Source organism: Rhodococcus sp. NPDC057297 (assembly GCF_042667435.1).
In the GTDB taxonomy this organism is placed as follows: domain Bacteria; phylum Actinomycetota; class Actinomycetes; order Mycobacteriales; family Mycobacteriaceae; genus Rhodococcoides.
Window position 1 is genome coordinate 220102 of record NZ_JBHUZE010000003.1, and the last position, 25407, is coordinate 245508.

The following is a 25407-nucleotide window of genomic DNA, read 5'->3' on the forward strand; positions in this document are numbered from 1 at the left end:
GACTGATTCAAAAAAATGGCCGTATCAGGTTCGAAAACGCGCAGATTGGTTATACGAGCGTGATAGACGTTCCGAGTACAGCCATGGCAGTCGGAGCCAGCCCCTCCGACTGTCCTCAGTGAATCTTTCAGGAGGCAGCCCGAATGACAGAACCGGCCACCACCAGTAACTCCGGAATCCCCGTGCCCAGCGACGACCAGTCGTTGACGGCGGGGACGCAAGGCCCGATCCTTCTTCAGGACCACTACCTCATCGAGAAGATGGCTCAGTTCAATCGTGAGCGTGTCCCGGAGCGCGTGGTGCACGCCAAGGGCGCGGGTGCGTTCGGCGTCCTCGAGATCACCGAGGACATCTCGAAGTACACCAAGGCTGCTGCCCTTCAGAAGGGTGTCAAGACCGAAGCGCTCGCGCGGTTCTCCACCGTCGCCGGTGAACAGGGAAGCCCGGACACCTGGCGGGACCCTCGCGGCTTCGCGCTGAAGTTCTACACCACCGAAGGCAACTGGGACCTCGTCGGAAACAACACCCCGGTGTTCTTCGTCAAGGACCCCATCAAGTTCCAGGACTTCATCCGCAGCCAGAAGCGCATGCCGGACTCCGGTCTGCGCGACCACAACATGCAGTGGGACTTCTGGACGCTGTCACCCGAGTCCGCGCATCAGGTCACCTGGCTCATGGGTGACCGCGGCATCCCGAAGAGCTACCGACACATGGACGGCTTCGGCTCGCACACCTACCAGTTCATCAACGACGCCGGTGAGCGCTCCTGGGTCAAGTTCCACTTCAAGACCAACCAGGGCATCGACTTCCTGACGCAGGAAAAGGCCGACGAGCTCGCGGGCACGTCGCCCGATCATCACCGCCAGGATCTGTTCGGTGCGATCTCCGAGGGCGACTTCCCGAGCTGGGACTTCTACATCCAGGTCATGCCGTACGACGAGGCCGAGGGGTACAAGTACAACCCGTTCGACCTCACGAAGGTGTGGTCGCAGAAGGACTACCCGAAGATCAAGGTCGGCAAGCTGACGTTGAACCGCAACCCGGAGAACTTCTTCGCGCAGATCGAGCAGAGCTCGTTCGAACCGTCGAACCTGGTACCCGGCATCGCCGCCAGCCCGGACAAGATGCTGCTCGGACGCATCTTCTCCTACGCCGACGCGCACCGCTACCGCATCGGAACCAACTACGCGCAGCTCCCGGTCAACGCACCGAAGGCTCAGGTCAACTCCTATTCCAAGGAAGGGTCGATGCGGTACTCGTTCAACTCCGCCGACACTCCCGTGTACGCACCCAACTCGTACGGCGGCCCGCACGCGGACACTGCGAAGTACGGCGACGACGGGTCGTGGGACTTCGAGCCACGTTTCGTCCGAACCGGATACATCGAGCATCCCGAGGACACCGACTTCGCCCAGGCCGGCATTCTCGTCCGCGAGGTCATGGACGACGATCAGCGTGAGCGATTGGCAGGCAACATCGTCGGCCACGCACTCAACGGTGTCACCGAGCCCGTCTTGCAACGCGTCTTCGAGTATTGGACCAACGTCGACCCCGACCTCGGGAAGAAGGTCGAGGAAGGTGTGCGCGCAGGCCAGAGCGACACGGCGCCGACGACCAGCCAGTCGCCGACCACTCCCGGCGACGAGGCAGAGAAGGTCTGACGCGTCACAACCGGGAACATCGTCCGCGGTCGGACCGTTGAGCTGAGCGAACGTAAGAACGTAGGAGGCGCACTCATGACCAACCCCATCAGCAGCACTCTCGATGCAGGTCAGCAGAAGATTGCCGGAGATGCCCTGCAAGGCACCGTCGTCGATCTGATCGACCTGTCCCTCATCGCGAAGCAGGCGCACTGGAACGTCATCGGCAAGAACTTTCGTTCGGTGCACCTCGCGTTGGACGAGCTCGTCACTGCAGCACGGGATTTCACCGACGAGGCAGCCGAACGTGCAACGGCGATCGGTGTCAGCCCGGACGGACGCTCGGCCACGGTGTCGGCCACAGCGGGCACCAAGGGGTTCGGTGAAGGCTGGACCAAGGACGAGCAGGTGATCGCCGCCGTGGTGGACAACCTTGCCGCAGTGGTGGATCGGCTACGCGGGCGCATCGCGGACACCGAGGCCGCTGATCCCGTGACGCAGGATCTGCTCATCGCGATCACCGCCCGACTGGAGCAATTGCACTGGATGTGGCAAGCGCAGGTCGACTGACCTCAGCACTGTGAGCAGGCCCTCTTCCCTTCCGGGAAGGGGGCCTGCTCACGTTTCACCCCGGTACGGCGCGGGTAGCCGTGGGCAATGACTTCGACTTCAGGCGCAGTCCTGTTCGACATAGACGGCACCCTGGTGGACTCCAACTACGTTCACGTGGACGCATGGTCCAGGGCATTCGCCGACGCCGGAGTGACCGTCCCGTCGTGGAGGATCCACCGCTGCATCGGCATGGACGGCGACAAGCTGCTCGAATCGCTCGTCGGATCCTCCGACAGTGCCGCAGCACTCGAAGCAAAGGATCTGCACACCAGCTACTACCAGCAAGCGATTGCGCGGCTGCAAATTCTGCCCGGTGCACGAGAGTTGCTGCAGCGCATCGACGATGCAGGCCTGACCGTCGTACTGGCCACGTCGGCACCCGAGAACGAACTCGCCCACCTCCGTGACCTCCTCGACGTCGAGGACATCGTGTCCGTCGTGACGTCGTCCGAGGACGCCGACGTGGCCAAGCCGAGCCCCGAGATCGTCGACGTCGCTCTGCAACGCGCGGGCGTAGAAGCCCGCGGGGCGGTCATGATCGGCGACAGCGTGTGGGACATGAAAGCGTCCAGACGCGTCGGAGTGGCAGGAATCGGAGTCAGGTGCGGAGGTGTACCCGACGCCGAATTACGCGCTGCCGGCGCAGAAGCGGTCTACGAGGACCCAGCGGATCTCGTCGAACATCTGACCGACAGCCCCATCGCGAGGTTGACCGCCGTATGAGTCGTCAGGACGGCTACGCAGCAATCGAAGACTACGCAGCGATCGGAGACGGACGGACGGTCGCCCTGATCGCCGACGACGGCCGAATCGACTGGTTACCCATCCCCAACCTCGATTCTCCGCCCCCGTTCGCCGCCGTCCTGGACGCCGAGCACGGCGGCACCTTTGCGCTCGCCCCCGTCGAATCCTTCACCGCAGAGCGTGAATTCGTCGAGGGAACAAACGTGCTGACGACGTTGTACACGACGGATACGGGAATTGTCCGCGTCACCGACTCGCTCAACACCGGAGTGGCCGGCCGGTTGCCCTGGGTGGAACTCGGACGCCGCATCGACGGTGTCGAGGGAACCGTCGACATGGCATGGAAGGTTGCTCCGGGGACCATGCTCGGTATCGCGTCCCCGTGGGCGTACGACACTCAGCACGGCACCGTGCTCCGCGCCGACGGTCTGACGATGGCCGTCCGCACCCTCGAGGCGGACGACGTGACCGTCGGCGACCAGATCATCGACGGCACGTTCACCACGTCGCCCGGATCTCGTCACCTGATCGGTCTCGTCGGTACCGAGAACGAGCCGCTCCACCTGCCCGAGCCGATCAAGGTCGACGAGGGGATCGATCGTACTGTCGGCAACTGGAGGATGTGGTCCGACGAATTTCACTACGACGGCCCCTGGAAGGAGCATGTGGCACGCAGCGCTCTCGCGTTGAAACTGCTGCTGCACAGTCCTTCCGGCGCCATCGCGGCAGCCGCCACGACGTCTCTGCCCGAGAATCGCACCGGTGGAAAGAACTGGGACTACCGCTACGCGTGGGTCCGCGACACCGCGTACACGATCCGTGCGCTCATCAGGTTCGGTCTGCGTGAAGAAGTGCACGCCGCAGTTGCGTGGCTTCTGAAGGTCATCAGGCTCAACGATCCTCTCGTCAACGTGTTCTACACGCTCGGTGGTGAACTCCCCGGAGGCACCGAGCAACCCGACGTACCGGGATGGCGCGGCGTCGGACCCGTCGTCAACGGCAATGCCGCCGCAGACCAGTTACAGCTGGGGATCTTCGGAGACCTGTTCGCCATCGTGAGGTTGTACGTGGATGCCGGCAACGTACTCGACGCGGAAACCGGACGACTACTGGCCACCATCGCCGACGAAGCCTGCGACTCCTGGCAGCGCCGCGACGCCGGAATCTGGGAACTCGAGGACGAACAGCACTACACCAGTTCCAAGTTGGGCTGCTGGCAGGCGCTCGACTGTGCAGTCCACCTCGCCGAAGAGGGCCAGATCCCCGGCGTTGCAGACAGATGGCGTGCCGAACGCGGGCGTATCAGGCAGTACGTCGAAGAAAAATGCTGGTCCGAGGAGCGTCAGGCCTACCTCGCCTATCCGGGGGCGGACGGTCTCGACGCATCGGTGTTGCTCGCCGCGGAAATGGACTTCGATCGTGGAGAACGACTTTCGTCCACCATCGACGCACTGGGGCGCGAACTCGGCGCCGGGCCACACCTCTACCGTTACAGCGGCGTCGACAAAGAAGAGGCGACGTTCGTCGCATGCGGGTTCTGGCGTGTCTCGGCGCTCGCCTGCGTCGGACGCGACGACGAAGCATCCGAGCTGATGGACCAACTCGTCGAGACGTCCAACGACGTCGGCCTCTACAGCGAGATGATCGATGCTTCGGACGGATCGTTTCTGGGTAACTTCCCGCAGGGCTTGAGCCACCTGGCCCTGGTGAACGCAGCGCTGACGATCGCGCATTCGCACGACGCAACGAACTGACTCGTAGGAACGAGGATGCACACATGGATCTGGGAATCGAAGGCCGCGTTGCGGTCGTGACAGGGGCGGACTCCGGCATCGGTTGGCACACAGCTCGATTGCTTCTCCAAGAAGAAGTGACGGTCGTGGTCACCGACCGGGACGAAGAGGCGCTCACGAAAGCAGCAGCCGAACTGGACGCCGCCCCGGACAAGTTGTTCGCCTTCGCCGCCGACGTGACCGACGCCGACAGTGTCGCCGAACTGGCCGAGAAGACCTCAGCGGCAGTCGGAGACATCGACATACTCGTTCAATCCGCGGGAGTGACCGGCGCGCAAGGACTCTTCCACGAAATAGACGACGAAGGATGGGCCAGCACCGTCGAAACCGATCTGCTGGGCCCGGTGCGCGTGGTCCGAGCCTTCCTGCCCGCACTGCGTCGCGGCGGGTGGGGACGCATCGTTCTGCTCGCATCGGAGGACGCCGAACAGCCGTACGTCGACGAACTGCCGTACTGCGCATCGAAAGCAGGCATCCTGTCGCTGACCAAAGGATTGTCGAAAACCTATGCATCCGAGGGCATCCTGGTCAACGCCGTATCTCCCGCCTTCATCCACACGCCGATGACGGACAAGATGATGGACAAACGCGCCGACGAGCGCGGTACCGACCGCGACGAAGCAATCGAGACCTTCCTCGACGAGGAACGCCCCTTCATGGAACTGAAGCGCCGCGGCGAACCCGACGAGGTCGCATCCGTCGTCGTGTTCCTGTGCTCGGAACGCGCATCGTTCGTCAACGGCACCAACTACCGCGTGGACTCCGGGTCCGTCGCAACCATCTAGAGGAGGCACCATGACCAACTTCGGCTACACCCTCATGACCGAACAGAGCGGGCCGAAAGAGCTCGTCAAGTACGCCGTCGGCGCCGAGAACGTCGGCTTCGACTTCGAGGTCGCAAGCGACCACTACTCGCCATGGCTGTCCTCCATGGGCCACGCACCGTACGCCTGGACCACGCTGGGCGCCGTCGCGCAGGCCACCGAACGCGTCGAGCTGATGACGTACGTGACGTGCCCCATCATCCGGTACCACCCCGCGGTCGTTGCACAGAAAGCAGCAACACTCCAGATCCTCGCCGACGGACGCTTCACCCTCGGCCTCGGCAGCGGCGAAAACCTCAACGAACACGTCGTCGGCGAAGGCTGGCCGTCCATCGACAAGCGCCAGGACATGTTCGCCGAAGCACTCGACATCATCGGCAAACTCCACGCAGGCGGCTTGGTGACCTACGAAGGCAAGCACTTCCGCGTCGACTCCGCACGCATCTGGGACCTACCCGAAGGCGGCGTACCCATCGGCGTCGCCGTGTCCGGTGAAAAATCCATCGCCCGATTCGCGCCCTACGCCGACCACCTGATCGCCGTCGAACCCAACGCAGACCTCGTCAAAGGCTGGGTCGACCATCACGACGGACCATCACGCACCATCGGCCAGATCCCCATCTCCTGGGACCCGGACAAGGACGCCGCCATCGACCGCGCCCACGACCGGTTCCGCTGGTTCGCCGGAGGCTGGGCCGTCAACGCAGACCTCCCCACCACCGCAGGGTTCGCAGGCGCAACACAATTCGTCCGCAAAGAAGACGTAGCCGAGACCATCCCCTGCGGCCCCGACCTCGACGCCATCGTCGAGGCCGTCAAGCCGTACTGGGAAGCAGGCTTCACCGACATCGCCCTCGTCCAGGTCGGCGACGAAACCCAGGAACAATTCCTCGCCGAAGCCGCCGGACCGTTGCTCGACAAACTCCGCGCCGCATCGAGCTAGGTTCCCCCCGGTTCCGGACCGAACGTGCCGTTCGGTCACTTCAAGTGACCGAACGGCACATTCGGTCTCGAAACCGAAGCACACAGACACGAAAAAGACCCTGATTCGTGAACCGAATCAGGGTCTTTGCTGTCGGGGTGGCGGGATTCGAACCCACGACCTCTTCGTCCCGAACGAAGCGCGCTACCAAGCTGCGCCACACCCCGTGTACCGCACGCAGAAGTCTAGCTTACGACTGCCTCGGAACGCGAAACGCCCTCGTCGGAGCCCTCTTTTGGGCCCTTTCTGGGTGCTGCAGTGAGGGTCAGCAGCGTTGCTTCGGGGCGGCAGCAGAATCGTGCGGGCGCGTACGGTGACGTGCCGATGCCGGCCGAGACGTGCAGCTGCGTGTGAGCACCCCACTTCGACGGGCCCTTCACTCGTGAGCGGTCGATCTCGCAGTTGGTGACCAGAGCGCCGTAGAACGGAAGGCACAGCTGACCACCGTGAGTGTGCCCAGCGAGAACGAGGTCGTAGCCGTCCTCGGCGAACTTGTCGAGAACCCGTGGTTCGGGCGAGTGTGTGATGCCGAGTCGTAGATCCGCGAGCGGATTGGGTTGGCCGGCGATGGTCTCGTAGCGGTCCCGCTCGAGATGAGGATCGTCGACGCCGGCAGACGCGATGCGCACACCCGCGATCTCGAGTTCGCGACGGACGTGGGTGACGTCGTGCCAGCCGCGCTCGGAGAACGCGGCTCGGAGGTCGCGCCAGGGGAGTGATTCACCCAGAACGCGCTTGTGGTTCTTCTTGAAGTACTTCAACGGGTTCTTCGGCTTGGGTGCGAAGTAGTCGTTGCTGCCGAAGACGAACAGGCCGGGCCTGGACAGGAGCGGTCCGAGAGCCTGTACGACGGCCGGGACGGACTTGGAATGCGACAGGTTGTCACCGGTATTGACGACCAGGTCCGGCTCGAGCCGGTCGAGCTCCCGCAGCCAGTTCTGCTTGAGACGCTGATTCGGCATCATGTGCAGATCGCTGATGTGCAGAACCCGGAGTGACGCCGATCCTGGCTCGAGGACGGCCATCGTGGCTTCCCGAAGAGCGAAGGCGTTGCGCTCGACGAGCGTCGCGTACCCGAGGCCTAGCGCTGCGGCACCGGCCGTAGCCAGGGCTGCCGTCTGCAACGGCGCCTGCTCCGCACTGGCACGTGCGCGCGTCGCGGCGGCGCGGAGAGCGTCTGATGCAAGCTGCGATTGCGGGGCGAACGGGAGGGTCCAAGCGTTGTTTTTCACGGACACGTTCCCCACGATACGTCAGTACAGGTAATCGACGTGCGGATGCGAACGGAGCCCGCGTAGCGTTCTGGTACATGTCCGAACTGAAATCCCAGCTCCGAGCCGACCTGACCACATCCATGAAGGCCAAGGACAAGCTGCGCACGGCCACCATCCGTATGCTCCTCGCCGCGATCCAGACCGAGGAGGTCTCCGGCAAGGAAGCGCACGATCTGACCGACGAGCAGGTACTGAAAGTCCTTGCCAAGGAGTCGAAGAAGCGCGGCGAATCCGCAGAAATCTACACCGAGAACGGCCGCGGAGAGCTCGCAGCGAACGAGCGCGCTGAAGCGCAGATCATCGACGAATACCTGCCGACCCCGCTCACGGACGCCGAGCTGGCCGACGTCGCCGATACCGCCATCGCCCAGGTCGCCGAAGAGATCGGCGAACGGCCGGCAATGAAGCAGATGGGCCAGGTCATGAAGGTCGCCTCGGCTCTGGCTGCAGGTAAGGCCGACGGCTCGCGCGTGTCGAAGGCCGTCAAAGACCGTCTCTGACGCTTCTGCCTTATGTGAGTGGAAATGTCGCGTCTTCTGGTCGCTCCGCAGGCTCCGCTCCTGGCCCCTGGCCTACATTTCCACTCACACGCGGCGGAGCCGCGGAGTTCACCTACATGCGGCGGAGCCTCTTATCGCGGTGCGGTGATGCCCGGGATGGCGGGAATCTGCAGCCCCGGCGGGATGGCCGGTAGTTCGATGCCCGGCGGCAGTTCCGGCAGAGCCGGAGCCGGCGGGGCCTCCCGTACCGACCCGTCGCTGACGTAGATCGTGATGGTCGATCCCGGGATTGCCGAACCCGACGGGGACACACCCGTCACGGTGCCGCGTGACGCCGAGTTGGCCGTCGTCGCGACCGTCACCTGGAAGCCGGCGCCCTGGAGCGTCGAGGTTGCCGAGCTCTGGCTCTGGCCGGTCACGTCGGGAACCTGACCGTTGGCCGAACCACGCACGTACTTCTGGTCGACGGGTGGCAGCTCGACGGGGCCGAAGTTGTTCGCAACGGGGTCGATGGCGTCGTACCAGGTGCGCGCAGGTTCGTTGCCGCCGTACAAGTTGCCCGAGCCGCAGGGGCGAAGCGGGAACGAGCAGATCTCACCGGGGGTCGGCGAGTCGCCGTAGGTGTACACAGCCGCGGCGTAGCGGTTGGTGAAGCCGAGGAAGCCCGACGACATGTGCGACTCCGTCGTACCGGTCTTGCCGGACATCGGGAGCGTCCAGCCGACGGATCCCGCAGCCGACGCCGACGTGCCGCCTGCCTGATCGTCCTTGCTCATCGCGTTGGCGAGCGTGTTCGCCAGACCGGGCTCGACGACCTGCTCGCAGGCCTGCTGAGTCACCGGAACCGGTTTGCCCTCACGGTCGAACACCGAGTCGATCGGAGTGGGTGGGCACCACTTGCCACCTGACGCCAGCGTCGCGGCCACGTTGGACAGCTCCAATGGGTTCACCCAGGTGGGGCCGAGGGTGTAGGAACCGAGGTTCTGGTTCTTCTGGAAGTCGGCCATGCTCTGCTCGTCGAAGCCCGAGGTGTTCGGGTCCGCGTAGGACCGCAGCCCGAGACGAACGGACATGTCGACGACGGGTGCGACTCCGACGGATTCGATCAGCTTCACGAACGCGGTGTTGGGCGACTGGGCGAGTGCATCGGTGATGGAGAGCGATGCGGGGTAGTTGCCTGCGTTCTCGACGCAGTACGTGTTGGCCGGGCAGCCGCGAGCTCCACCGTCGCCTAGTCCGCGGACCTCGGCTCGGCGGGGCACCTGCAGGGTGGCGCTGGTTCCGAGCCCCCGTTCCATCGCTGCGGCGGTGGTGAAGACCTTGAAGATCGAGCCTGCGCCGTGACCGACGAGCGAATAGGGCTGCGGCTGAACTGTCTCGTCGGTATCGGCGTCGAGACCGTACGTGCGGCTGCTTCCCATTGCCAGAATGCGGTGTGAGTCCTGGCCGGGCGCGATAACGTTCATGACCGTGGCGACGCCGTCGAGAGTCGGGCTGGAATTCGACGAGAGCGATGCCTTGGTGGAGTTCTGCACAGCCGGATCGAGAGTGGTGCGGATGAGGTAGCCGCCCTTGTCGATCTGCTCTCGGCTGATCCCCGCGTTCGCGAGGTATTGAAGTGCGTAGTCGCAGAAGAATCCGCGGTCACCGGCGGCGATGCATCCTCGCGGCAGAGTCTGCGGCACCGGGAGAACACCGAGAGGCTCGGTTTTGGCCTGCCGGAACTCCTCGGCCCGATCCGGAATGTTCTGGATCATCGTGTCCAGCACGATGTTGCGGCGTTCGGTGACACCCTGCTCGTTGGTGTACGGATTGAGGGCCGAGCTGGACTGCACCATGCCCGCGAGCATTGCGGACTGCTTCGCGTCGAGCTGGCTGGCGTCGATGCCGAAGTATGTCTGCGCAGCGTCCTGGATGCCGAACGACGAATTACCGAACGGCACCAGGTTGAGGTAGCGGGTGAGGATCTCGTCCTTCGTGAGTTCCTTGTCCAGCGTCAACGCCATACGGATCTCGCGGATCTTTCGGGCGGGCGTCGTCTCGATCGCGGCGCGGCGCTCGGCGTCGGTCTTGGCGACGACTAGGAGCTGGTAGTTCTTCACGTACTGCTGATCCAACGTCGACGCGCCCTGTTCGACCTGGCCGCTCGTGGTGTTGGTGAGGAACGCACGCAACGTGCCCTGCCAGTCGACGCCCTGGTGCTCGGCGAACCGCTTGTCCTCGATGGAGACGATCGCGAGCTTCATCTCGTTGGAGATCTTGTCGCTCGGTACCTCGAAGCGCCGCTGCTCGTACAGCCATGCGATCGGGTTGCCTGCGGCGTCGACCATCGTGGACACCGCGGGGACCGCGCCTTCGACCAACTCGGCGGACACGTTGTCCACCGTGTCCGCAGCCCGATTCGACGCATAGCCGAACCCGCCTGCCAACGGGAACATGACTCCGGCCAACAGCGCACCCGCGAGTGCGGAACATCCGGCGAGCTTCGCCACGGTTTTTCCAACTGACACGAGCACAGCGTACGTGGACTAGTGCAGCTGGCCCAGAAACGCAGATGATCCGGCCGGTTCCGGGAGGCGTCGTCGCGTCGTTACGTTGCGCGACTTCTTGTAATGGATCACTGGTCGCGCGAGGAACCGCAGGTCGGGACGGTCGTACCAGAAAGTTGCTTCTCTCGTCTTGCGTTCGTCGCCGGATTTACCTAAATTATGAGCACGGTGTGATTCACATAACACTTGTATATGAATGTGGGGCAGCTCCTAGAACGATGTGCTTCGAGCGATGGAAACCAGCTCGATGCAGCACCGCAGGAGCTTCTGGAACGTTCAGCAAGGACGTTCGAACTGCAAAGGGGATCCGCAATGCACACGACAGCAGCACCGACGCGGCTAGATGTGGAAGAAGCAGAAGCACGCATTGCGTGGGTAGCGCAGGCGCGGTGCAAGGGCACCGATCCTGACCAGCTGTTCGTACGGGGAGCAGCGCAGCGCAAAGCAGCGACCATCTGCCGGCACTGCCCGGTGTTGATGCAGTGCGGTGCCGACGCGCTCGACAACCGCGTGGAATTCGGTGTCTGGGGCGGCATGACCGAGCGTCAGCGTCGCGCATTGCTCAAGCAGCATCCCGAGGTCGACTCCTGGTCGGACTTCTTCGAGACGCAGCGCCAGCAGCAGGCCGCGATCTGAGCGGGCCTACGCGGACCGGGTGAGTTGATCCGCCACCGCGCGGAGAGCATGCAGGTCCGACACCTCGAACGGGAGAGAGGGCACGCCGACGATCGGGACCCGTGGGTGTGCCGAGGTGAACCGTCGGAGCAGGCGCAGTTCGCGAGCGGCCGTCACTGCCCGGGCGGCGTGAATGCGCAGTACCGCGGCGGCGAGTTCCCCGTCCTCCGAACCGTCCAACTGATCCGCAGCCGTCACAGCGTGATCGGCAGGGAGTGACAACAGCGTCGGGTGTGTCCGGTTGAGGATCAGGCCGGCCAGCGGCATTCCCTCACCACTCAATCGATCCACGAAGTACGCCGCTTCGCGTAACGCATCCGGTTCGGCCGCTGCAACGACGACGAAGCTGGTGCCGTCCTCGCGAAGCAGCTGGTAGGTGCGCGTCGCCCGCTCGCGGAAGCCGCCGAACATCGAGTCGAGTGACTGCACGAATGCAGACGCATCGGTGAGCATCTGACTACCGATCACCGTCGACACGCCGCGGAGGGCCAGGCTCATCGCGCTGGTCACCATCCGCGTCAGGCCGCGTCCCGGCGCCATCAACAACCTGATGAACCGGCCGTCGAGGAATGAGCCGAGACGTTGCGGCGCATCGAGAAAATCCAGAGCATTGCGCGACGGTGGGGTGTCCACGACGATCAGATCCCACGTCGAGTCGGACGCGAGCTGGCCGAGTTTCTCCATCGCCATGTACTCCTGCGTTCCGGAGAACGACGAAGCCACCGTCTGATAGAACGGGTTGGCCAGCACCTGCTCGGCCTTCTCCGGCGTCGAATGCTCGATCACCATCTCGTCGAACGTCCGACGCATGTTCAACATCATGGCGTGCAGCTCGCCCGTGGCCCCGGCCGGAAGCTTGACCGGTTGCGGCGAATTGTCGAGCTCGTCGACACCGAGGGCTTGGGCCAGGCGCCGAGCTGGATCGATCGTCAACACCACGACCTTACGGCCCTGCTCCGCAGCTCGAAGCGCCATCGACGCCGCCGTTGTCGTCTTCCCCACGCCACCTGCACCGCACACCACCACGATGCGGGACTTCGCGCCCCGAAGAATCTTCTCGATATCGAGTACGGGCGCTGCAGCCTTGCTCATTTCACACCCTGTTCCTTGAGTTCCGCCGCCAGTTCGTACAGCCCGCCGAGGTCGACGCCGTCCGCCAGCATCGGCAGTCGCAGTCTCGCGGAATCCAACTCGTCGAGTTGACGGCCGCTGTCCACTTGAGCGGCCAGCGTCGACGCGTGCTCGATCGTTTCCGTCAGCAAGCCTGCGAAATCGTCGTCGGACAACGATATTCCTGTCTTCTCCAGCCCGGTTCTGAGCGCAGCGACGTCGATTGTCCCGTGCGCCGCGTCGTCGAGCGACTCCTCCGGCAGGTACGTCGGCTCGGTGCGGTTGACGATGACGGTGCCCAACTGCAGATCGGCTGCTTCCAGCTCCTTCACGGCATCAGCCGTCTCCTGCACCGGCAAGGCCTCGAGCAACGTCACGAGATGCACGACGGTGTCCGCGGAATGCAGCAACCGCACCACGCCCTCGCTCTGCGAGCGGACCGGACCGCCCTTGGCCAGATCGGCCATCGCCTTGGTGACATCGAGGAAGTTGCCGATACGGCCCGTCGGGGGCGAATCGACGACCACCTCGTCGTACACGCGTTTCCCGGCTTTGTCGGTGCGGACCACGCACTCCTTGACCTTGCCGGTCAGCAGGACGTCACGCAGACCGGGCGCGATCGTGGTCGCGAACTCGATCGCGCCGATCTTGCGCATGGCGCGCCCGGCGAAACCCAGGTTGTAGAACATGTCGAGGTACTCGAGAAATGCGGTCTCGATGTCGATGGCCAGCGCGTAGACCTCGCCACCGCCGTCCGCGGACGCGACTCGCGTCTCGACCGGAGGAAGCGGTGGAACGTCGAACAACTGGGCAATCCCTTGCCTGCCTTCGACCTCCACCAGCAACACTCGTCGACCGTCGGCCGCGAGTGCCAACGCAAGCGCAGCAGCAACCGTCGACTTACCGGTGCCGCCTTTGCCGGAGACGAAGTGCAACCGCGCAGTGTCGGCCTTCTCCGGCCAACCTTCGAAACTCGATGTGACCACAACACGACCATATAGACGAATCGGATGTCACCTCGGTGGAACCGTGCGGTCCGACGTCGTGGCGACTATGTCTCGTCTGTTGTCACGGCGACTACGTCGTTGATGGCCTGCTTCAGAATGTCGACGTAGCGAGCGTGGTCGGGGAACGTGTCGGGGCACGCTGTCACGCAGACCGTGACCGTGTCGCCCAGGCCGTAGAAGCCGTGCGTGAGGGAGCGGGCGGGGCCGAGCATCGGGAAGCCGCCGGAGAACAGACCGGGCGCCCCGCACAGTTCGAGACGTGCATCCCCCCGATTCACACTGACGACAGTCAAGTTGCTCGTGACTTCGTCGTGGACGGTGCGCTCTCGAAGTGCATGTTTGCGTGCGCGTCTGTCCAGAGCGAGAAAGACCGGAGCGGGTACGAGATTCTCGGCTCTGATCCACCGCAGGAGCAGCGGGTCGAGCAGCTTCTCGCGGGCCTCGGCCAATGACGCCGCGGTTCGTCGCGCGCGCTCGGCGATGTCGGAGACATCGACGTGAAGGTCGACGTCACCGTTCACGATGCGGTTCTCGGCGGGCCACTTCACGTCCTCGGGAAGTGCCATGGGAACAAGCGCGTTCAGTGTGACCGGGACTGCATCGCCGACGGTCTCGAGGTAGCGCTCGGCAGCGAGGCCGACCGCGGTCAATGCCGTGGTCGTGACGCTGAACCGGGTCTTGGTGAGTCGATGTGGAGCGCAGGGAATCACGTGGGCCACGCGGTTGCCGGTGGGCTCGACGTTACTCGAAATGGAGGGTCGAAGGACGTTTCGATCGGTGATGGATCCGCGCTCACGTTCGAAAGTGCGGCGTGTACGACGAGCGGCAAGACGCGCGGCGGCCAGACGAAACGGAAGCGCGGCAAGGGCTCCCACTGCCACCGGAACACGCAGGTGGGGCTTGAACAGGCGTGCCTGCGACTGGGAAGGTTCGGGCGGATCCACCGAGAACAGGGCACGCGCGAGCCGCGTCGCTCCTCGTCCGTCGGTCAGCGCGTGGCTGACCTGAACGACCACGACGAGTGCGCGTCCCACGGCGTGCGGTACGTCCTCGACGTCGCGTGCCACGTGGACCTGCCAAGCGGCTCGAGTTGCATCGACGGACTTCTGCACCAGCAGACCGAGCTCATCGACGACATTTTCCCATGTGCCAGAACCGAATTCGACGATCGGCGGGAGTCCGACGCTTCGTGACCAGTACGGATACTCGAGGTTTCCGGGGATCTCGACGAGACGCTTGTTCAGATCCGGTATCGATCGGGCGCGTGCGTCGATGAAGTCCGTGATCTCGTCGAGTGTCGGGGACGAAAGGTCACCTGCGTCGAAGGTCAACAACACGTATTGGTCGCGGGGTGCACTTTTCGAGGCGTAGTGGAACGACGCGTCGAGTATGTCCAGACGGCTCACGATTTCGACCCTCTCACATGACGCTCGGCCGTCACATCGTCGAAGCGTCCGGTCGATCGGACTGCAGTATCCCCGCCGACTAGGCTCACCCCCATGAGCGAAAAGATCATCTGGGAGTACTTCACAGCGCCGGTACTGATTCACGCGACCAAGCAGATTCTGGACAACTACGGTGCCGAGGGCTGGGAGCTCGTGACCATCATGTCCGGTCCCAACGGTGGCGACACGTTGGTGGCCTACTTCAAGCGCCCGAAGGCCTAGCGATGGCGTGGAGTGAGCGCCTGACCGAACTCGGGATCGAGCTGCCGCCGGTCGTACCGCCGCTGGCCGCATACATCCCCGCTGTGCAGACCGGATCGCTGGTCTACACGTCCGGTCAGCTGCCGTTGGTCTCCGGTGAGCTGACGGCCACGGGCAAGGTCGGTGCGGACGTATCAGCCGAGGACGCCGCCGACGCTGCGCGAGTCTGTGCACTGAACGCGTTGGCAGCGATCAACTCGCTCGTCGGTGTCGATTCGATCAAGCGGATCGTGAAGGTCGTCGGCTTCGTCGCCTCGGCCCCCGGATTCAACGGTCAGCCTGCCGTCGTCAACGGCGCGTCGAACGTGATCGGCGAGATCTTCCGCGACGCCGGAAAGCACGCCAGGTCCGCCGTCGGCGTCGCCGAACTCCCGATCGATGCCCCCGTCGAGGTCGAGCTGATCGTGGAGGTCTAGTGCCTCACACGGCGTCCAGTGCTCGCTGAAGATGGAGCCCGCGGCGAACCGAACAGGGATGCTCGACGCCGCCGGCGACCGATTCGAGAAATTCGTCGAGAAGAACTCGGAAGCAGTCGGTCGCCGGCGTCGAACGGTCTTGCAGTGACAGCACACCGTCGCTGCCGCTGACCTCCACCCGGAAGACCGACGGTTGCACCGGCGTCGCGAGTGACAGGCGTGACGTGCTCAGCTTGCCGCCCTCGTGCTCGAGCACCACGGTCCAGGTGTCCGAAGATTCGTCCCGACGGCTCAGCGCCACGCCGGTGATGGGCCCGAGAGTCAGGTCCAGCAGGTCGAAGACATGCGGCCCGACGTCGAAGAGGGCGCCGTCGCGTCGACGCCACGGCGAATTCGAATACTCGCCTCCGAGCACTGCCCCGGACAGCCAGGTCCCGGATGCAGAACTCCAATCCCGTCCGTCGGCCTCTGCCAGAAACGCACGTGTCTCCGGAGCGAACCGCCTCGTCAACGCGACGATCGACCCGACGCCCGCGCCGGAGACGGCCTCGGCAAGACGCGTGGCGTCGTCCAGGTTGGACGCGATGGGCTTGTCGAGTACGACGTGCTTTCCGGCCTCGGCTGCGGCGATCGCCATTCCGGCCTGCACTTGCGGAGGTACCGCGAACGCGACGGCGTCCACGTCGGCCATCAGTGTCTCGATGCGGTCGTAGACCGGGGCGCCCATGCCCTCAGCAGCATCGGGTCGACGGGCCCACACGCCGACGAAGTCGACGTCCGGGTGCGCGGCAAGGGACGGGGCGTGTGTCGCGCGAGCCCAAGGACCCGCACCGACCAATCCGATTCTCATGCTCTTAAAGTACGACTATGACTCTCGCGCATCCGGCATACGGTCAGCTTCGACAGGTCACACCGACGGCGGCGGTTCTGCTCGCCGACAATCCGGGAAAGATGACGCTCGACGGCACCAACACCTGGATTCTGCGCGCACCCGGCAGCGACGAGGTGGTCGTGGTCGATCCGGGACCGAAGGACAAGAAGCATCTCGACGCGGTGGCCGCGTCGGGCACTGTGGTTCTTGTCCTGGTGACGCATCGGCACGGCGATCACACGGACGGGTTGAAGCGGTTCCACAAGAAGACGGGCGCGCCGATCCGCGCGTTCTCCGACGAGTTCGTCTACGGCAGCACAGCGTTGGTCGACGGCGAGGTCATCGACGCGGCAGGGTTGAAGATCACCGTCCTCGCGACTCCCGGGCACACAGCGGATTCGTTGAGCTTCGAACTCGACGACGCGATTCTCACCGGCGACACGATCCTCGGTCGGGGTACGACGGTCCTCGATCCCAAGGACGGAACTCTCGCGGATTACCTGGCGTCGCTGGATCGGCTCGAAGCCGCAGGGTCAGGCAAGATCGCGCTACCCGGGCACGGAGCCGAGGTGGCCGACACAGCGGAGGTTGCGCGGATGTACCGAAAGCATCGGTTCGAACGACTCGAGCAGATCAAAGCTGCGCTGTCGGTACTCGGCCAGGACGCAAAGCCGATGAAGGTGGTCAAGCACGTCTACGCGGACGTGGACAAGAAGTTGTGGCCAGCTGCGCGCATGTCCGTCAAGGCGCAGCTGACCTACCTTCGAGAGAGCTAGCGAGCCCGGCGAGCCAGACGCTCGGAGTCGGAGATCAGCACGCTCTTGCCTTCGAGCCGCAGCCAACCGCGGTGCGCGAAGTCCGCGAGTGCCTTGTTGACGGTCTCACGCGACGCGCCGACGAGCTGAGCGATCTCTTCCTGCGTCAGGTCGTGCGTGACGCGGAGCGATCCGGCTTCCTGAGTGCCGAAGCGCTGTGCAAGCTGGAGAAGCGCTTTGGCGACACGGCCGGGGACGTCGGTGAAGATCAGATCCGCGAGGTTGTTGTTGGTGCGACGCAACCGGCGAGCCAACACGCGGAGAAGCTGCTCGGCGATCTCGGGACGCTGGTCGATCCACGCCTTCAGAGCGTCGCGGTCCATGCTGACCGCGCGGACCTCGGTGACCGTCGTCGCGGTGGACGTGCGGGGACCCGGGTCGAAGATGGACAGCTCGCCGAACATGTCCGACGGACCCATGATGGTCAGCAGGTTCTCGCGGCCATCGGGAGAGCGGCGTCCGAGCTTGATCTTGCCGGAGACGATGATGTACAGCCGGTCACCCGGCTCGCCCTCGTTGAAGACCACATGTCCACGAGGAAAATCGACCGGCTGCAGCTGCTTCGTCAGCGCTGCTACCGCAGAGGGTTCGACTCCTTGGAAGATGCCGGCCCGTGCCAGGACGTCGTCCACTTGCGCTCCTTTTGGGATGTCGCCGGCGTGGTCACCCGCGTCGACGATAGGCGTTTCTCGCTTACGTGCGCTCGGCGAGCCTGGGGCTCTCGAAGCTCACGTCAGTAATCAAACATGACAATTATCTCGGTGAAGTCTACTTCGCCGAGGCGTAATACGAGTGATCGGCACCACCGACGTGCCGTGAAGGTTGTGAACTAAACGATCCGTTGGGCTGTTGTTCACCCAAAATGCGACAATTCGGACTCAGCTCGCGCGCTGGTCCGCGAGTTCCTCGGAAGCGGGGGTACGGCGCTTGCGGCTGTTGAAACGAGCGAGAGCGTGCGGCATGCCCTCGTTGGCGAGGGTCGCGACCTCGGAGGTGCTGGCCTGATCGAGGAACTCCTGCACCTCTTGTTCGCGGACACCGAGCTTGCTCAAGCGGAACTCCACGCGCTCCATGGCGAGGGCGAACAACATCAGGAGCACAGGGAAGAGCACTACGGCGAGTCCTTGCATACCGAGCAGTAAACACCGAAAAGGTCTCGATAAGAACACAGGGCCGATTCGTTGCAGATTCTTGTCCGTACAGTTGTGGAGTGAAATCGACAGCCCCGCCGGCGCTCGACGTGCGCAAACGCGAAGAGACCGCATTGGGGCTCAAACGCCGAGCGCGACGAATGAACAGAGAGCTCGCCGTTGCGTTTCCGCACGTCTACTGCGAACTCGACTTCACCAACCCCCTCGAACTGGCCGTCGCCACCATTCTGTCGGCGCAATGCACCGACAAACGCGTCAACATGGTCACGCCGGCGCTTTTCGTGAGATATCGCACTGCCAAGGATTACGCCGAAGCGGACAGAACGGAACTAGAGGAGTACATCCGTACCACCGGCTTCTACCGGAACAAGGCGAACTCGCTGATCGGGCTCGGATCCGCCCTGCTGGAGAAGTTCGACGGCGAGGTCCCGCCCCGGCTGAAAGACCTCGTCACGCTCCCCGGAATCGGACGAAAGACCGCAAACGTCGTGTTGGGGAACGCGTTCGACGTACCAGGAATCACCGTCGACACCCACTTCGGCCGACTCGTCCGACGGTGGCAGTGGACGGACGAGGAAGATCCGGTGAAGGTCGAGCACGCCGTCGGCGCGCTGATCGAGCGCAAGGAATGGACACTGCTCAGCCACCGCGTGATCTTCCACGGACGCCGCGTGTGCCACGCCCGCAAGCCGGCGTGCGGTGTCTGCGTCCTCGCCAAGGACTGTCCTTCCTACGGACTCGGCCCGACCGACAAGGTGGAGGCTGCGGCGCTCGTGAAGGGCCCGGAAACGGATCACCTCCTACGCCTGGCAGGAGTGGAGCCTGCGGAACGACCCAGACTGGCAGGAGTGGAGCCTGCGAAACGACCGCATGAAGCAGGAGTGGAGCCTGCGAAACGACCGCATGAAGCAGGAGTGGAGCCTGCGGAACGACCTCATGAAGTAGGAGTGGAGCCTGCGGAACGATCTGGTGGGGGACCTCGGTGACGGGGTCTGCGGCGAGGTGGTCGCTGGCGGCGTTGCTGGTGGTCGTGGCGTTGGTGTACGCGATCTGGCCGCGAGGCGACGATCCGGAGCCGGTGACGGGGATGCCCGGGCAGGGCGCGCCGGTTGTCGAGGAGCGTCGCTCCGCGGACACTGCCGAGGCGCTCGCCCCGCTGCGGGAACGCGCCGGGCTGCAGAGTTGCCCGGCGCCGTCCGCCGAGACCGACTCGTCCGGTCCGTTGGCCGGGATCGTGCTCGAGTGCATCGGTGACGGTTCGCAGGTGGATCTGGGCCGCGCGCTCGCGGGCACTCCGACGTTGATCAACCTGTGGGCGTATTGGTGCGGTCCGTGCGCGCAGGAGTTGCCGCATCTGCAGGAGTACGCGTCGCAGATGCAGGGACGGGTCGCGGTGTTGACCGTGCACCAGGACCGGAACGAGTCGAACGGGCTGACGAAGCTTGCCGATTACGGGGTGACGCTGCCGGGTGTGCAGGACGGAGCGGGTCGTATAGCAGCAGCCGTCGGCGCGCCGAATGTGCTCCCCGTGTCGATTCTCGTGGGCGCGGATGGCAATGTCGCCGAGGTGCTGCCACAACCGTTCGACAGTGTTCAGGAGATCGACGACGCCGTGTCCGCGGGGCTCGGAATCAGCCGATGACTCCGCAGTGGTTGAGGCAGGTCGTCGACGCCGCGAGTGGCGAACGGGGCTTGATCGACACGACGGGTACCAATCCGGTGCTCGAACGTACGGCTCCCGACGGGGCGATCGTGCGTGCGGCGTCGGTACTGGTGCTGTTCGGTGGTTCGGAGGATGCGGACCCGACAGCGCAGGGCGGAGTGCCCGCCGACGCGGACGTGCTTCTGACTCAGCGAGCAGCGACGCTGCGTCAACACAGCGGTCAGGTTGCTTTCCCCGGAGGCGCCACGGATCCCGAGGACGATTCGCCGGTCGCGACGGCCCTGCGCGAGGCGGTCGAGGAGACCGGCCTCGACCCGGGAGGCGTCGAGCCGCTCGCCACGCTGCCTGGCATCTACGTGCCGCCGTCCAGGTTCGACGTCGTGCCGGTCCTCGCGTACTGGCGTAACCCCAGTGAGGTCGGAGTCGTCGACACCGCCGAGGCCGCGCGGGTGGTGCGAGTTCCCATCCGGGCGTTACTCGACCCCGACAACCGATTCCAGGTCAGACACCCGGCGGGCTATCAGGGCCCCGCATTCGCAGTCGACGGGATGCTCGTGTGGGGCTTCACCGGCGGTATTCTGGCAGGCCTGCTCGCGGTTTCCGGGTGGGAACTGGAATGGGACACCGACGACATCCGTGATCTGGAGACGAGTTTGGCCACAGTAGGGGAGGGTCTGGACCAGTGACCGGTTCGACATGGGTCGACATCATCGTCCTCGGTGTCGCCCTGTTGGCGGCATCCTCGGGGTGGCGGCAGGGCGCGGTGGCGTCGGCGATGGCGTTTCTGGGTGTGGTGCTCGGTGCGGTCGCAGGCATCCTGATCGCCCCACACGTATTGGTTCACGTGGACGGTTCACGCATGCGTGTTCTCGTCGGAATCGGGCTGATCGTCGCGCTGGTGATCATCGGTGAAGTGTCGGGGATGGTCTTGGGCCGGGCGTTGCGCAGCGGAATGCATTCGCGCAGTGCACGTTCGGTGGACAGTGTCATCGGCGCTGGACTCCAGGCTGTTGCGGTGCTCGCCGCGGCGTGGTTGCTCGCCATTCCTCTGACGTCGTCGTCGCAACCCGACGTGGCCAGTGCCGTTCGCGGATCGACGGTGCTCGGAAAGGTCGACGACGTCGCGCCCGGGTGGCTTCGCGAGGTCCCCAAGGAGTTCTCCGCACTGCTCGACACATCGGGTCTGCCGGACGTCATCGGACCGTTCGGCCGCACCCCGGTGGCGAATGTCGATGTACCCGACCCGGCTCTGCAGGCCAGCCCCGTTGTGGACCAGCTGCACGAGAGCGTGTTGAAGATCAGCGGCGTCGCGCCGAGCTGCCAGAAGGCGCTCGAAGGATCGGGATTCGTCGTCGCACCGGAGTTGGTGATGACCAACGCTCACGTGGTCGCAGGCACCGACGGAGTCACCGTCGATTCGCTCGGCACCGTCCTGGATGCCGACGTCGTTCTGTTCGATCCGGAGGAGGACGTGGCGATCCTTCGCGTGCCCGGGCTGCAGGCGCCGGTTCTGAACTTCGCTCCCGATCCGGCGGTGTCCGGCGAGAGCGCGATCGTTCTGGGTTACCCGGGCGGCGGCCCGTACACGGCAAGCCCGGCGCGCGTACGTGAAGTACTGAACCTCAACGGCCCGGACATCTACCGCACGGGAACGGTCGAGCGCCAGGTGTACACGGTCCGCGGGACGGTGCGGCAGGGAAACTCGGGTGGCCCACTCGTCACCGAGAACGGCCAGGTACTGGGCTTGGTCTTCGGTGCAGCGGTGGACGACCCCGACACCGGCTTCGTGTTGACCGCAGCCGAGATCGCCGACGAACTCGCGCAGAGCATGAACGCCCCGGTGCCGGTGGGCACGGGAGCGTGCATCGTCTGATGCGGCTCCGCCGCATGTGAGTACTTATATAAGTACTCACAGAGGGGTCAGCGGACGCCGGACGACTCCAGAAGCTCCTTCAGCTGATCGGTGACCTCATCGGGCGACTCCTGATGCGCATAGTGACCGGCACCGAGAACCGTGTGCAGGCGCCGCTCCGGGGCCCACCCGACGTCACCGTGAACGGTGCGGGCGAGGACGTACGGGTCCAGTTCGCCGCGGACCTGCAGCGCGGGGATGTCCAGCGACGTGTCCATCGCCTTCATGAAACGACGGCCGTCGCCGCGGAACTGGCTGCGGAACGCCCAACGCTGATATTCCAGCGCACAGTGCGCAGCACCGGCGATGCGGATCGCGGACCGCAATTGGGTCACGGCGTCGGTGCATTCCTCGGTGCCCTGCCAGGCAGGGCTGGTACGCGACCTGAACAGCTGCTCGACGGCCTCGCCGTTCTTTTTCGTCAGGGAGCGCTCCGGCAGGAGAGGCACCTGATAGCGCAGAAAGAACGGCAGAAGGGCTCGCCGCTGTGCCTTGTCGCGGAGAACCGACCGGCGTAGCGCGATCGGGTGCGGCGATCCGACCAGACCGATAGCGCTCACCATCCGTGGGTGCAACGCGGCCGTCGCCCAGCACACGAGACCTCCGTCGGCGTGCCCGACGAGAGCAGCGCGCGAGTGACCGAGGGCCCTGATCAGGCCGACGACGTCGCCCGCCAATGTCCATCCGTCGTATCCGCGAGGTGGCTTGTCGCTGTCCCCGTAACCGCGCAGATCGACGGCGACTGCGCGGTAGCCGGCCTCGGTCAGCGCGGTGAGTTGATGACGCCAGGACCACCAGAAATCGGCGAAACCGTGCAGCAACACCACGAGAGGACCGTCGGCAGGTGAGTCGGCCGCCTCGACGACGTGGAAGCGGATGCCGTTGGCATGTACGTCCCGGTGCGTCCAGGGGCCGGCGAAACGCACCGTCGACGGGTCGGGCTGGCTCATGTTCGGTGCGTGCCGCCGCTACTTCTTGTAACCGGGGATGCCGGGAGTGCTCTCGTGCTGGTTCGGCAGCACCGTCGACGCCTGCTTGAGCGAGTCGATGGTCTTCTCGGGTTTGCGCAGCTTCTTGACGCGCAGGTAGCCGAGGAAGCCGAACAGTGCGGCGACGAGCAGCATGAACACGAAGACGATCAGGAAAGCGGCCCACCTGGGCAGCCAGATGTCGAGTGTCTCCGCGGCGAAGAAGAAGAAGAAGAACGCGCTGAAGATCAGAACCGCGAGCGCGAGCAGGAAGAACAGGCTGCCCTGCAGTCCCTTCTTGATCTCACCGGTGACCTCGGCCTTGGCCAGCTCGACTTCGGCGCGCACCAGCGTCGAGACCTGCGTCGTCGCGTCCTTGACCAGGTTGCCGATGCTGCCGGTGCCGGGCGCGCGGTAGTCGACGTCCGACAACGGGATGGACGAGATGGTGTTCGGCACCCCGTCCGGGTAGCCGTTCTTGCCGTTGGCAATGGTGCCTTGGCCGCGATTGGTATCGCTCAACTTCTCGACCCCTCCACTTGCTGGTGCATCGTTTGGTTCTTGCGGCCCTAACACTAGTGCCGACCCATGGTCGTACGCGTCGTGGCTGCAGGAACGACGCATCCGCTGAAATTCTCAGGTTGCTGTCAGGTAACTTCCCAGTTGTACATACCCCCATATACCGAGTGCAATCGCAGGAGCGCAGGCAGTGAGTACTTCCCCGGCCGTCCCAGGTGACGGCTCTGTAGCGGCGGCCCCGGAGGTACCACGGTCTCGTATCGTCGTGGCTTCGATGGTCGGAACGTCGATCGAGTTCTTCGACTTCTACATCTACGCGACCGCCGCGGTTCTCGTTTTCCCCAAGCTGTTCTTCCCGGCCGGGAACGACACGACGGCGTTGCTCGCGTCGTTCGCGACGTTCGGGCTCGCGTTCGTCGCGCGTCCCATCGGGTCCATTCTGTTCGGCCATTTCGGTGACCGCATCGGACGGAAGGCAACCCTCGTCGGCTCGCTGCTGACGATGGGTGTCGCGACGTTCCTGATCGGTTTGCTGCCGACGTACGACTCCGTCGGCATCATCGCGCCTGCTCTGCTGGCCTTGATGCGTTTCGCGCAGGGTGTCGGTCTGGGCGGTGAGTGGAGCGGCGCAGCACTGCTCGCGACGGAGACGGCGAAGCCGGGCAAGCGCGCCTGGGCTGCGATGTACCCGCAGTTGGGTGCGCCGATCGGTTTCTTCTTCGCCAACGGCATCTTCTTGCTGATCGTCATCCTCACCGGGTACGACGCCGCGGTGTCCGGCAGCGACCACGCCTTCCTGACGTGGGGCTGGCGAATTCCGTTCCTGCTGAGCGCGATCATGGTCATCATCGGCCTGTACGTGCGGCTGAAGCTGGAGGAGACTCCGGTGTTCAAGCTTGCCGTCGAGCGCGGACAGAAGGTCAAGACTCCGCTGGCCGAGGTGTTCAAGACGAGCTGGCGTCAGCTGATCATCGGCACGTTCGTGATGCTGGCGACGTACACGCTGTTCTACATCATGACCACGTGGGTGGTCAGTTACGGAACCGGCAAGGTCTCCGACGTGAACGGTCCGAAGATCACCATCGCCTACACCGATTTCCTCGAGCTGCAGCTGATCGCGGTGTTGTTCTTCGCGGCCCTTATTCCGGTGGCAGGCATCCTCGCCGACAAGTACGGCCGTCGACCCACCCTGATCGTCATCACCTCGGCGATCGTCGTGTTCGGTCTGTCGTTCCACTGGTTCGCGGCGCCGGAGAACGCGTCGGCCGGACGCATGCTGGTCTTCATGTGCGTCGGTCTCGGACTGATGGGCCTCACCTTCGGGCCGATGAGTGCTGTTCTGCCAGAGCTGTTCCCGACGAACGTGCGGTACACCGGCTCGGGAATCTCGTACAACACCAGCTCGATCCTCGGTGCCGCAGTGGCACCGTTCATCGCCACTTGGCTGGTCTCGAGCTACGGCGTCGGATGGGTCGGGGTGTACCTGGCCATCGTCGCTGCACTGACCCTGATCTCGCTGATCGTGATGAAGGAAACCAGGGATCAGCAGCTCGAGAACGTGTAACGCTCGACTGACGGAAATACCCCCGAGTTGTGCGGCTCCAGGAGTCCTGGACGCACAACTCGGGGGTATTTTGGCAGGAGCGGAGCCTGCGGAGTGACCCATTTGGAAGCGA

The 25407-nt window shown here is 64.4% G+C and carries 25 protein-coding genes, 1 tRNA gene and 1 pseudogene; 16 read left to right on the forward strand and 11 right to left on the reverse strand.

All coding sequences use genetic code 11. From position 1 onward, the window contains the following. Positions 1-143: 143 nt before the first annotated feature. The 6 genes from ACFULT_RS10985 (at position 144) to ACFULT_RS11010 (ending at position 6556) form a co-directional block, all read left to right on the forward strand. On the forward strand, positions 144-1661 hold the full coding sequence (locus ACFULT_RS10985; protein ID WP_037143229.1) for a catalase: 1518 nt from the start codon (positions 144-146) through the stop codon (positions 1659-1661). 75 nt (positions 1662-1736) lie between these two features. Next, entirely contained in the window at positions 1737-2210 is a 474-nt protein-coding gene (locus ACFULT_RS10990; protein WP_019662931.1) for a Dps family protein, read from the forward strand. Between the two features lie 87 nt (positions 2211-2297). Continuing rightward, the gene (locus tag ACFULT_RS10995) at positions 2298-2975 is read left to right on the forward strand and encodes an HAD family hydrolase (RefSeq protein ID WP_378481461.1); all 678 of its coding nucleotides are present in this window, start codon (positions 2298-2300) and stop codon (positions 2973-2975) included. Further along, the gene (locus ACFULT_RS11000; RefSeq protein ID WP_094720473.1) at positions 2972-4750 is read left to right on the forward strand and encodes a glycoside hydrolase family 15 protein; all 1779 of its coding nucleotides are present in this window, start codon (positions 2972-2974) and stop codon (positions 4748-4750) included. Before ACFULT_RS10995 ends, ACFULT_RS11000 begins: the two co-directional genes overlap by 4 nt. A 23-nt stretch (positions 4751-4773) precedes the next feature. Continuing rightward, the gene (locus tag ACFULT_RS11005; protein ID WP_378481462.1) at positions 4774-5574 is read left to right on the forward strand and encodes an SDR family NAD(P)-dependent oxidoreductase; all 801 of its coding nucleotides are present in this window, start codon (positions 4774-4776) and stop codon (positions 5572-5574) included. A 10-nt stretch (positions 5575-5584) separates the two neighbouring features. Then, positions 5585-6556, forward strand: a complete 972-nt coding sequence (locus ACFULT_RS11010) for an LLM class F420-dependent oxidoreductase (protein ID WP_037108449.1) — start codon at positions 5585-5587, stop codon at positions 6554-6556. 132 nt (positions 6557-6688) lie between these two features. Here ACFULT_RS11010 and ACFULT_RS11015 read toward each other — a convergent pair. After that, positions 6689-6762 (reverse strand) — tRNA-Pro (locus ACFULT_RS11015). Between the two features lie 18 nt (positions 6763-6780). After that, positions 6781-7719, reverse strand: coding sequence for a metallophosphoesterase (locus ACFULT_RS11020; protein WP_170945242.1), 939 nt, complete (start codon positions 7717-7719; stop codon positions 6781-6783). 185 nt (positions 7720-7904) lie between these two features. Between ACFULT_RS11020 and ACFULT_RS11025 the strand changes: the two genes are divergently transcribed. Beyond that, the gene (locus tag ACFULT_RS11025) at positions 7905-8369 is read left to right on the forward strand and encodes a GatB/YqeY domain-containing protein (protein WP_037108454.1); all 465 of its coding nucleotides are present in this window, start codon (positions 7905-7907) and stop codon (positions 8367-8369) included. Positions 8370-8500: 131 nt separating this feature from the next. Here the strand turns inward: ACFULT_RS11025 and ACFULT_RS11030 are convergent, their stop codons facing one another. Beyond that, on the reverse strand, positions 8501-10861 hold the full coding sequence (locus tag ACFULT_RS11030; RefSeq protein ID WP_037108457.1) for a transglycosylase domain-containing protein: 2361 nt from the start codon (positions 10859-10861) through the stop codon (positions 8501-8503). A 369-nt stretch (positions 10862-11230) separates the two neighbouring features. Here ACFULT_RS11030 and ACFULT_RS11035 point away from each other — a divergent pair, with 369 nt between their 5' ends. Next, on the forward strand, positions 11231-11554 hold the full coding sequence (locus ACFULT_RS11035) for a WhiB family transcriptional regulator (RefSeq protein ID WP_026347399.1): 324 nt from the start codon (positions 11231-11233) through the stop codon (positions 11552-11554). A gap of 6 nt (positions 11555-11560) precedes the next feature. On the opposite strand, the gene ACFULT_RS11040 is transcribed toward ACFULT_RS11035, so the two are convergent. The 3 genes from ACFULT_RS11040 to ACFULT_RS11050 all read right to left on the reverse strand — a co-directional run bounded on the left by ACFULT_RS11040 (position 11561) and on the right by ACFULT_RS11050 (position 15116). Beyond that, entirely contained in the window at positions 11561-12685 is a 1125-nt protein-coding gene (locus ACFULT_RS11040) for an ArsA family ATPase (protein ID WP_037108459.1), read from the reverse strand. Then, positions 12682-13689, reverse strand: a complete 1008-nt coding sequence (locus ACFULT_RS11045; protein WP_378481463.1) for an ArsA family ATPase — start codon at positions 13687-13689, stop codon at positions 12682-12684. The genes ACFULT_RS11040 and ACFULT_RS11045 overlap by 4 nt, the downstream gene beginning before the upstream one ends. Before the next feature lie 65 nt (positions 13690-13754). Further along, a complete protein-coding gene (locus tag ACFULT_RS11050) occupies positions 13755-15116 on the reverse strand; it encodes a wax ester/triacylglycerol synthase domain-containing protein (protein ID WP_378481464.1) in 1362 nt (453 codons plus the stop codon). 93 nt (positions 15117-15209) lie between these two features. Between ACFULT_RS11050 and ACFULT_RS11055 the strand changes: the two genes are divergently transcribed. Both ACFULT_RS11055 and ACFULT_RS11060 read left to right on the forward strand, forming a co-directional pair. Then, a complete protein-coding gene (locus tag ACFULT_RS11055; RefSeq protein ID WP_094620701.1) occupies positions 15210-15377 on the forward strand; it encodes a DUF4177 domain-containing protein in 168 nt (55 codons plus the stop codon). Positions 15378-15379: 2 nt separating this feature from the next. Then, a complete protein-coding gene (locus ACFULT_RS11060; RefSeq protein WP_378481465.1) occupies positions 15380-15832 on the forward strand; it encodes a RidA family protein in 453 nt (150 codons plus the stop codon). Positions 15833-15836: 4 nt separating this feature from the next. Here the strand turns inward: ACFULT_RS11060 and ACFULT_RS11065 are convergent, their stop codons facing one another. Then, positions 15837-16682, reverse strand: a complete 846-nt coding sequence (locus tag ACFULT_RS11065; RefSeq protein WP_378481466.1) for a Gfo/Idh/MocA family protein — start codon at positions 16680-16682, stop codon at positions 15837-15839. Between the two features lie 17 nt (positions 16683-16699). Here ACFULT_RS11065 and ACFULT_RS11070 point away from each other — a divergent pair, with 17 nt between their 5' ends. Beyond that, a complete protein-coding gene (locus ACFULT_RS11070) occupies positions 16700-17479 on the forward strand; it encodes an MBL fold metallo-hydrolase (protein WP_037143247.1) in 780 nt (259 codons plus the stop codon). On the opposite strand, the gene ACFULT_RS11075 is transcribed toward ACFULT_RS11070, so the two are convergent. Beyond that, entirely contained in the window at positions 17476-18150 is a 675-nt protein-coding gene (locus ACFULT_RS11075) for a Crp/Fnr family transcriptional regulator (protein ID WP_019662947.1), read from the reverse strand. The genes ACFULT_RS11070 and ACFULT_RS11075 overlap by 4 nt on opposite strands. Before the next feature lie 246 nt (positions 18151-18396). Then, positions 18397-18648: a hypothetical protein gene (locus ACFULT_RS11080; protein WP_019662949.1), complete on the reverse strand. Its 252-nt coding sequence runs from the start codon at positions 18646-18648 to the stop codon at positions 18397-18399. 80 nt (positions 18649-18728) lie between these two features. Between ACFULT_RS11080 and nth the strand changes: the two are divergent. The 4 genes and pseudogenes from nth to marP form a co-directional block, all read left to right on the forward strand. Next, positions 18729-19487 (forward strand): annotated as a pseudogene (gene nth / locus ACFULT_RS11085) (endonuclease III); the annotation flags it as partial. A 164-nt stretch (positions 19488-19651) separates the two neighbouring features. Further along, complete coding sequence (locus ACFULT_RS11090; protein WP_037108473.1) at positions 19652-20311, forward strand: TlpA disulfide reductase family protein; 660 nt, start codon at positions 19652-19654, stop codon at positions 20309-20311. After that, entirely contained in the window at positions 20308-21018 is a 711-nt protein-coding gene (locus ACFULT_RS11095; RefSeq protein WP_037108476.1) for a CoA pyrophosphatase, read from the forward strand. The genes ACFULT_RS11090 and ACFULT_RS11095 overlap by 4 nt, the downstream gene beginning before the upstream one ends. Next, positions 21015-22205: an acid resistance serine protease MarP gene (marP, locus tag ACFULT_RS11100; protein ID WP_037108478.1), complete on the forward strand. Its 1191-nt coding sequence runs from the start codon at positions 21015-21017 to the stop codon at positions 22203-22205. Before ACFULT_RS11095 ends, marP begins: the two co-directional genes overlap by 4 nt. A 47-nt stretch (positions 22206-22252) precedes the next feature. On the opposite strand, the gene ACFULT_RS11105 is transcribed toward marP, so the two are convergent. Then, complete coding sequence (locus ACFULT_RS11105; protein ID WP_037108481.1) at positions 22253-23194, reverse strand: alpha/beta fold hydrolase; 942 nt, start codon at positions 23192-23194, stop codon at positions 22253-22255. A gap of 18 nt (positions 23195-23212) precedes the next feature. Then, positions 23213-23734: a phage holin family protein gene (locus ACFULT_RS11110; RefSeq protein WP_019662955.1), complete on the reverse strand. Its 522-nt coding sequence runs from the start codon at positions 23732-23734 to the stop codon at positions 23213-23215. Positions 23735-23921: 187 nt separating this feature from the next. Between ACFULT_RS11110 and ACFULT_RS11115 the strand changes: the two genes are divergently transcribed. Continuing rightward, the gene (locus ACFULT_RS11115; RefSeq protein WP_052059230.1) at positions 23922-25295 is read left to right on the forward strand and encodes an MFS transporter; all 1374 of its coding nucleotides are present in this window, start codon (positions 23922-23924) and stop codon (positions 25293-25295) included. Positions 25296-25407 lie beyond the last annotated feature (112 nt).

What these genes read in the sequence shown, in the direction of transcription:
- ACFULT_RS10985 (WP_037143229.1), top strand. Translation starts at nt 144, where the DNA reads ATGACAGAACCGGCCACCACCAGTAACTCCGGAATCCCCGTGCCCAGC.
- ACFULT_RS10990 (WP_019662931.1), top strand. Translation starts at nt 1,737, where the DNA reads ATGACCAACCCCATCAGCAGCACTCTCGATGCAGGTCAGCAGAAGATT.
- ACFULT_RS10995 (WP_378481461.1), top strand. Translation starts at nt 2,298, where the DNA reads ATGACTTCGACTTCAGGCGCAGTCCTGTTCGACATAGACGGCACCCTG.
- ACFULT_RS11000 (WP_094720473.1), top strand. Translation starts at nt 2,972, where the DNA reads ATGAGTCGTCAGGACGGCTACGCAGCAATCGAAGACTACGCAGCGATC.
- ACFULT_RS11005 (WP_378481462.1), top strand. Translation starts at nt 4,774, where the DNA reads ATGGATCTGGGAATCGAAGGCCGCGTTGCGGTCGTGACAGGGGCGGAC.
- ACFULT_RS11010 (WP_037108449.1), top strand. Translation starts at nt 5,585, where the DNA reads ATGACCAACTTCGGCTACACCCTCATGACCGAACAGAGCGGGCCGAAA.
- ACFULT_RS11025 (WP_037108454.1), top strand. Translation starts at nt 7,905, where the DNA reads ATGTCCGAACTGAAATCCCAGCTCCGAGCCGACCTGACCACATCCATG.
- ACFULT_RS11035 (WP_026347399.1), top strand. Translation starts at nt 11,231, where the DNA reads ATGCACACGACAGCAGCACCGACGCGGCTAGATGTGGAAGAAGCAGAA.
- ACFULT_RS11040 (WP_037108459.1), bottom strand. Translation starts at nt 12,685, where the DNA reads ATGAGCAAGGCTGCAGCGCCCGTACTCGATATCGAGAAGATTCTTCGG.
- ACFULT_RS11055 (WP_094620701.1), top strand. Translation starts at nt 15,210, where the DNA reads ATGAGCGAAAAGATCATCTGGGAGTACTTCACAGCGCCGGTACTGATT.
- ACFULT_RS11060 (WP_378481465.1), top strand. Translation starts at nt 15,380, where the DNA reads ATGGCGTGGAGTGAGCGCCTGACCGAACTCGGGATCGAGCTGCCGCCG.
- ACFULT_RS11065 (WP_378481466.1), bottom strand. Translation starts at nt 16,682, where the DNA reads ATGAGAATCGGATTGGTCGGTGCGGGTCCTTGGGCTCGCGCGACACAC.
- ACFULT_RS11070 (WP_037143247.1), top strand. Translation starts at nt 16,700, where the DNA reads ATGACTCTCGCGCATCCGGCATACGGTCAGCTTCGACAGGTCACACCG.
- ACFULT_RS11080 (WP_019662949.1), bottom strand. Translation starts at nt 18,648, where the DNA reads ATGCAAGGACTCGCCGTAGTGCTCTTCCCTGTGCTCCTGATGTTGTTC.
- ACFULT_RS11095 (WP_037108476.1), top strand. Translation starts at nt 20,308, where the DNA reads ATGACTCCGCAGTGGTTGAGGCAGGTCGTCGACGCCGCGAGTGGCGAA.
- ACFULT_RS11105 (WP_037108481.1), bottom strand. Translation starts at nt 23,194, where the DNA reads ATGAGCCAGCCCGACCCGTCGACGGTGCGTTTCGCCGGCCCCTGGACG.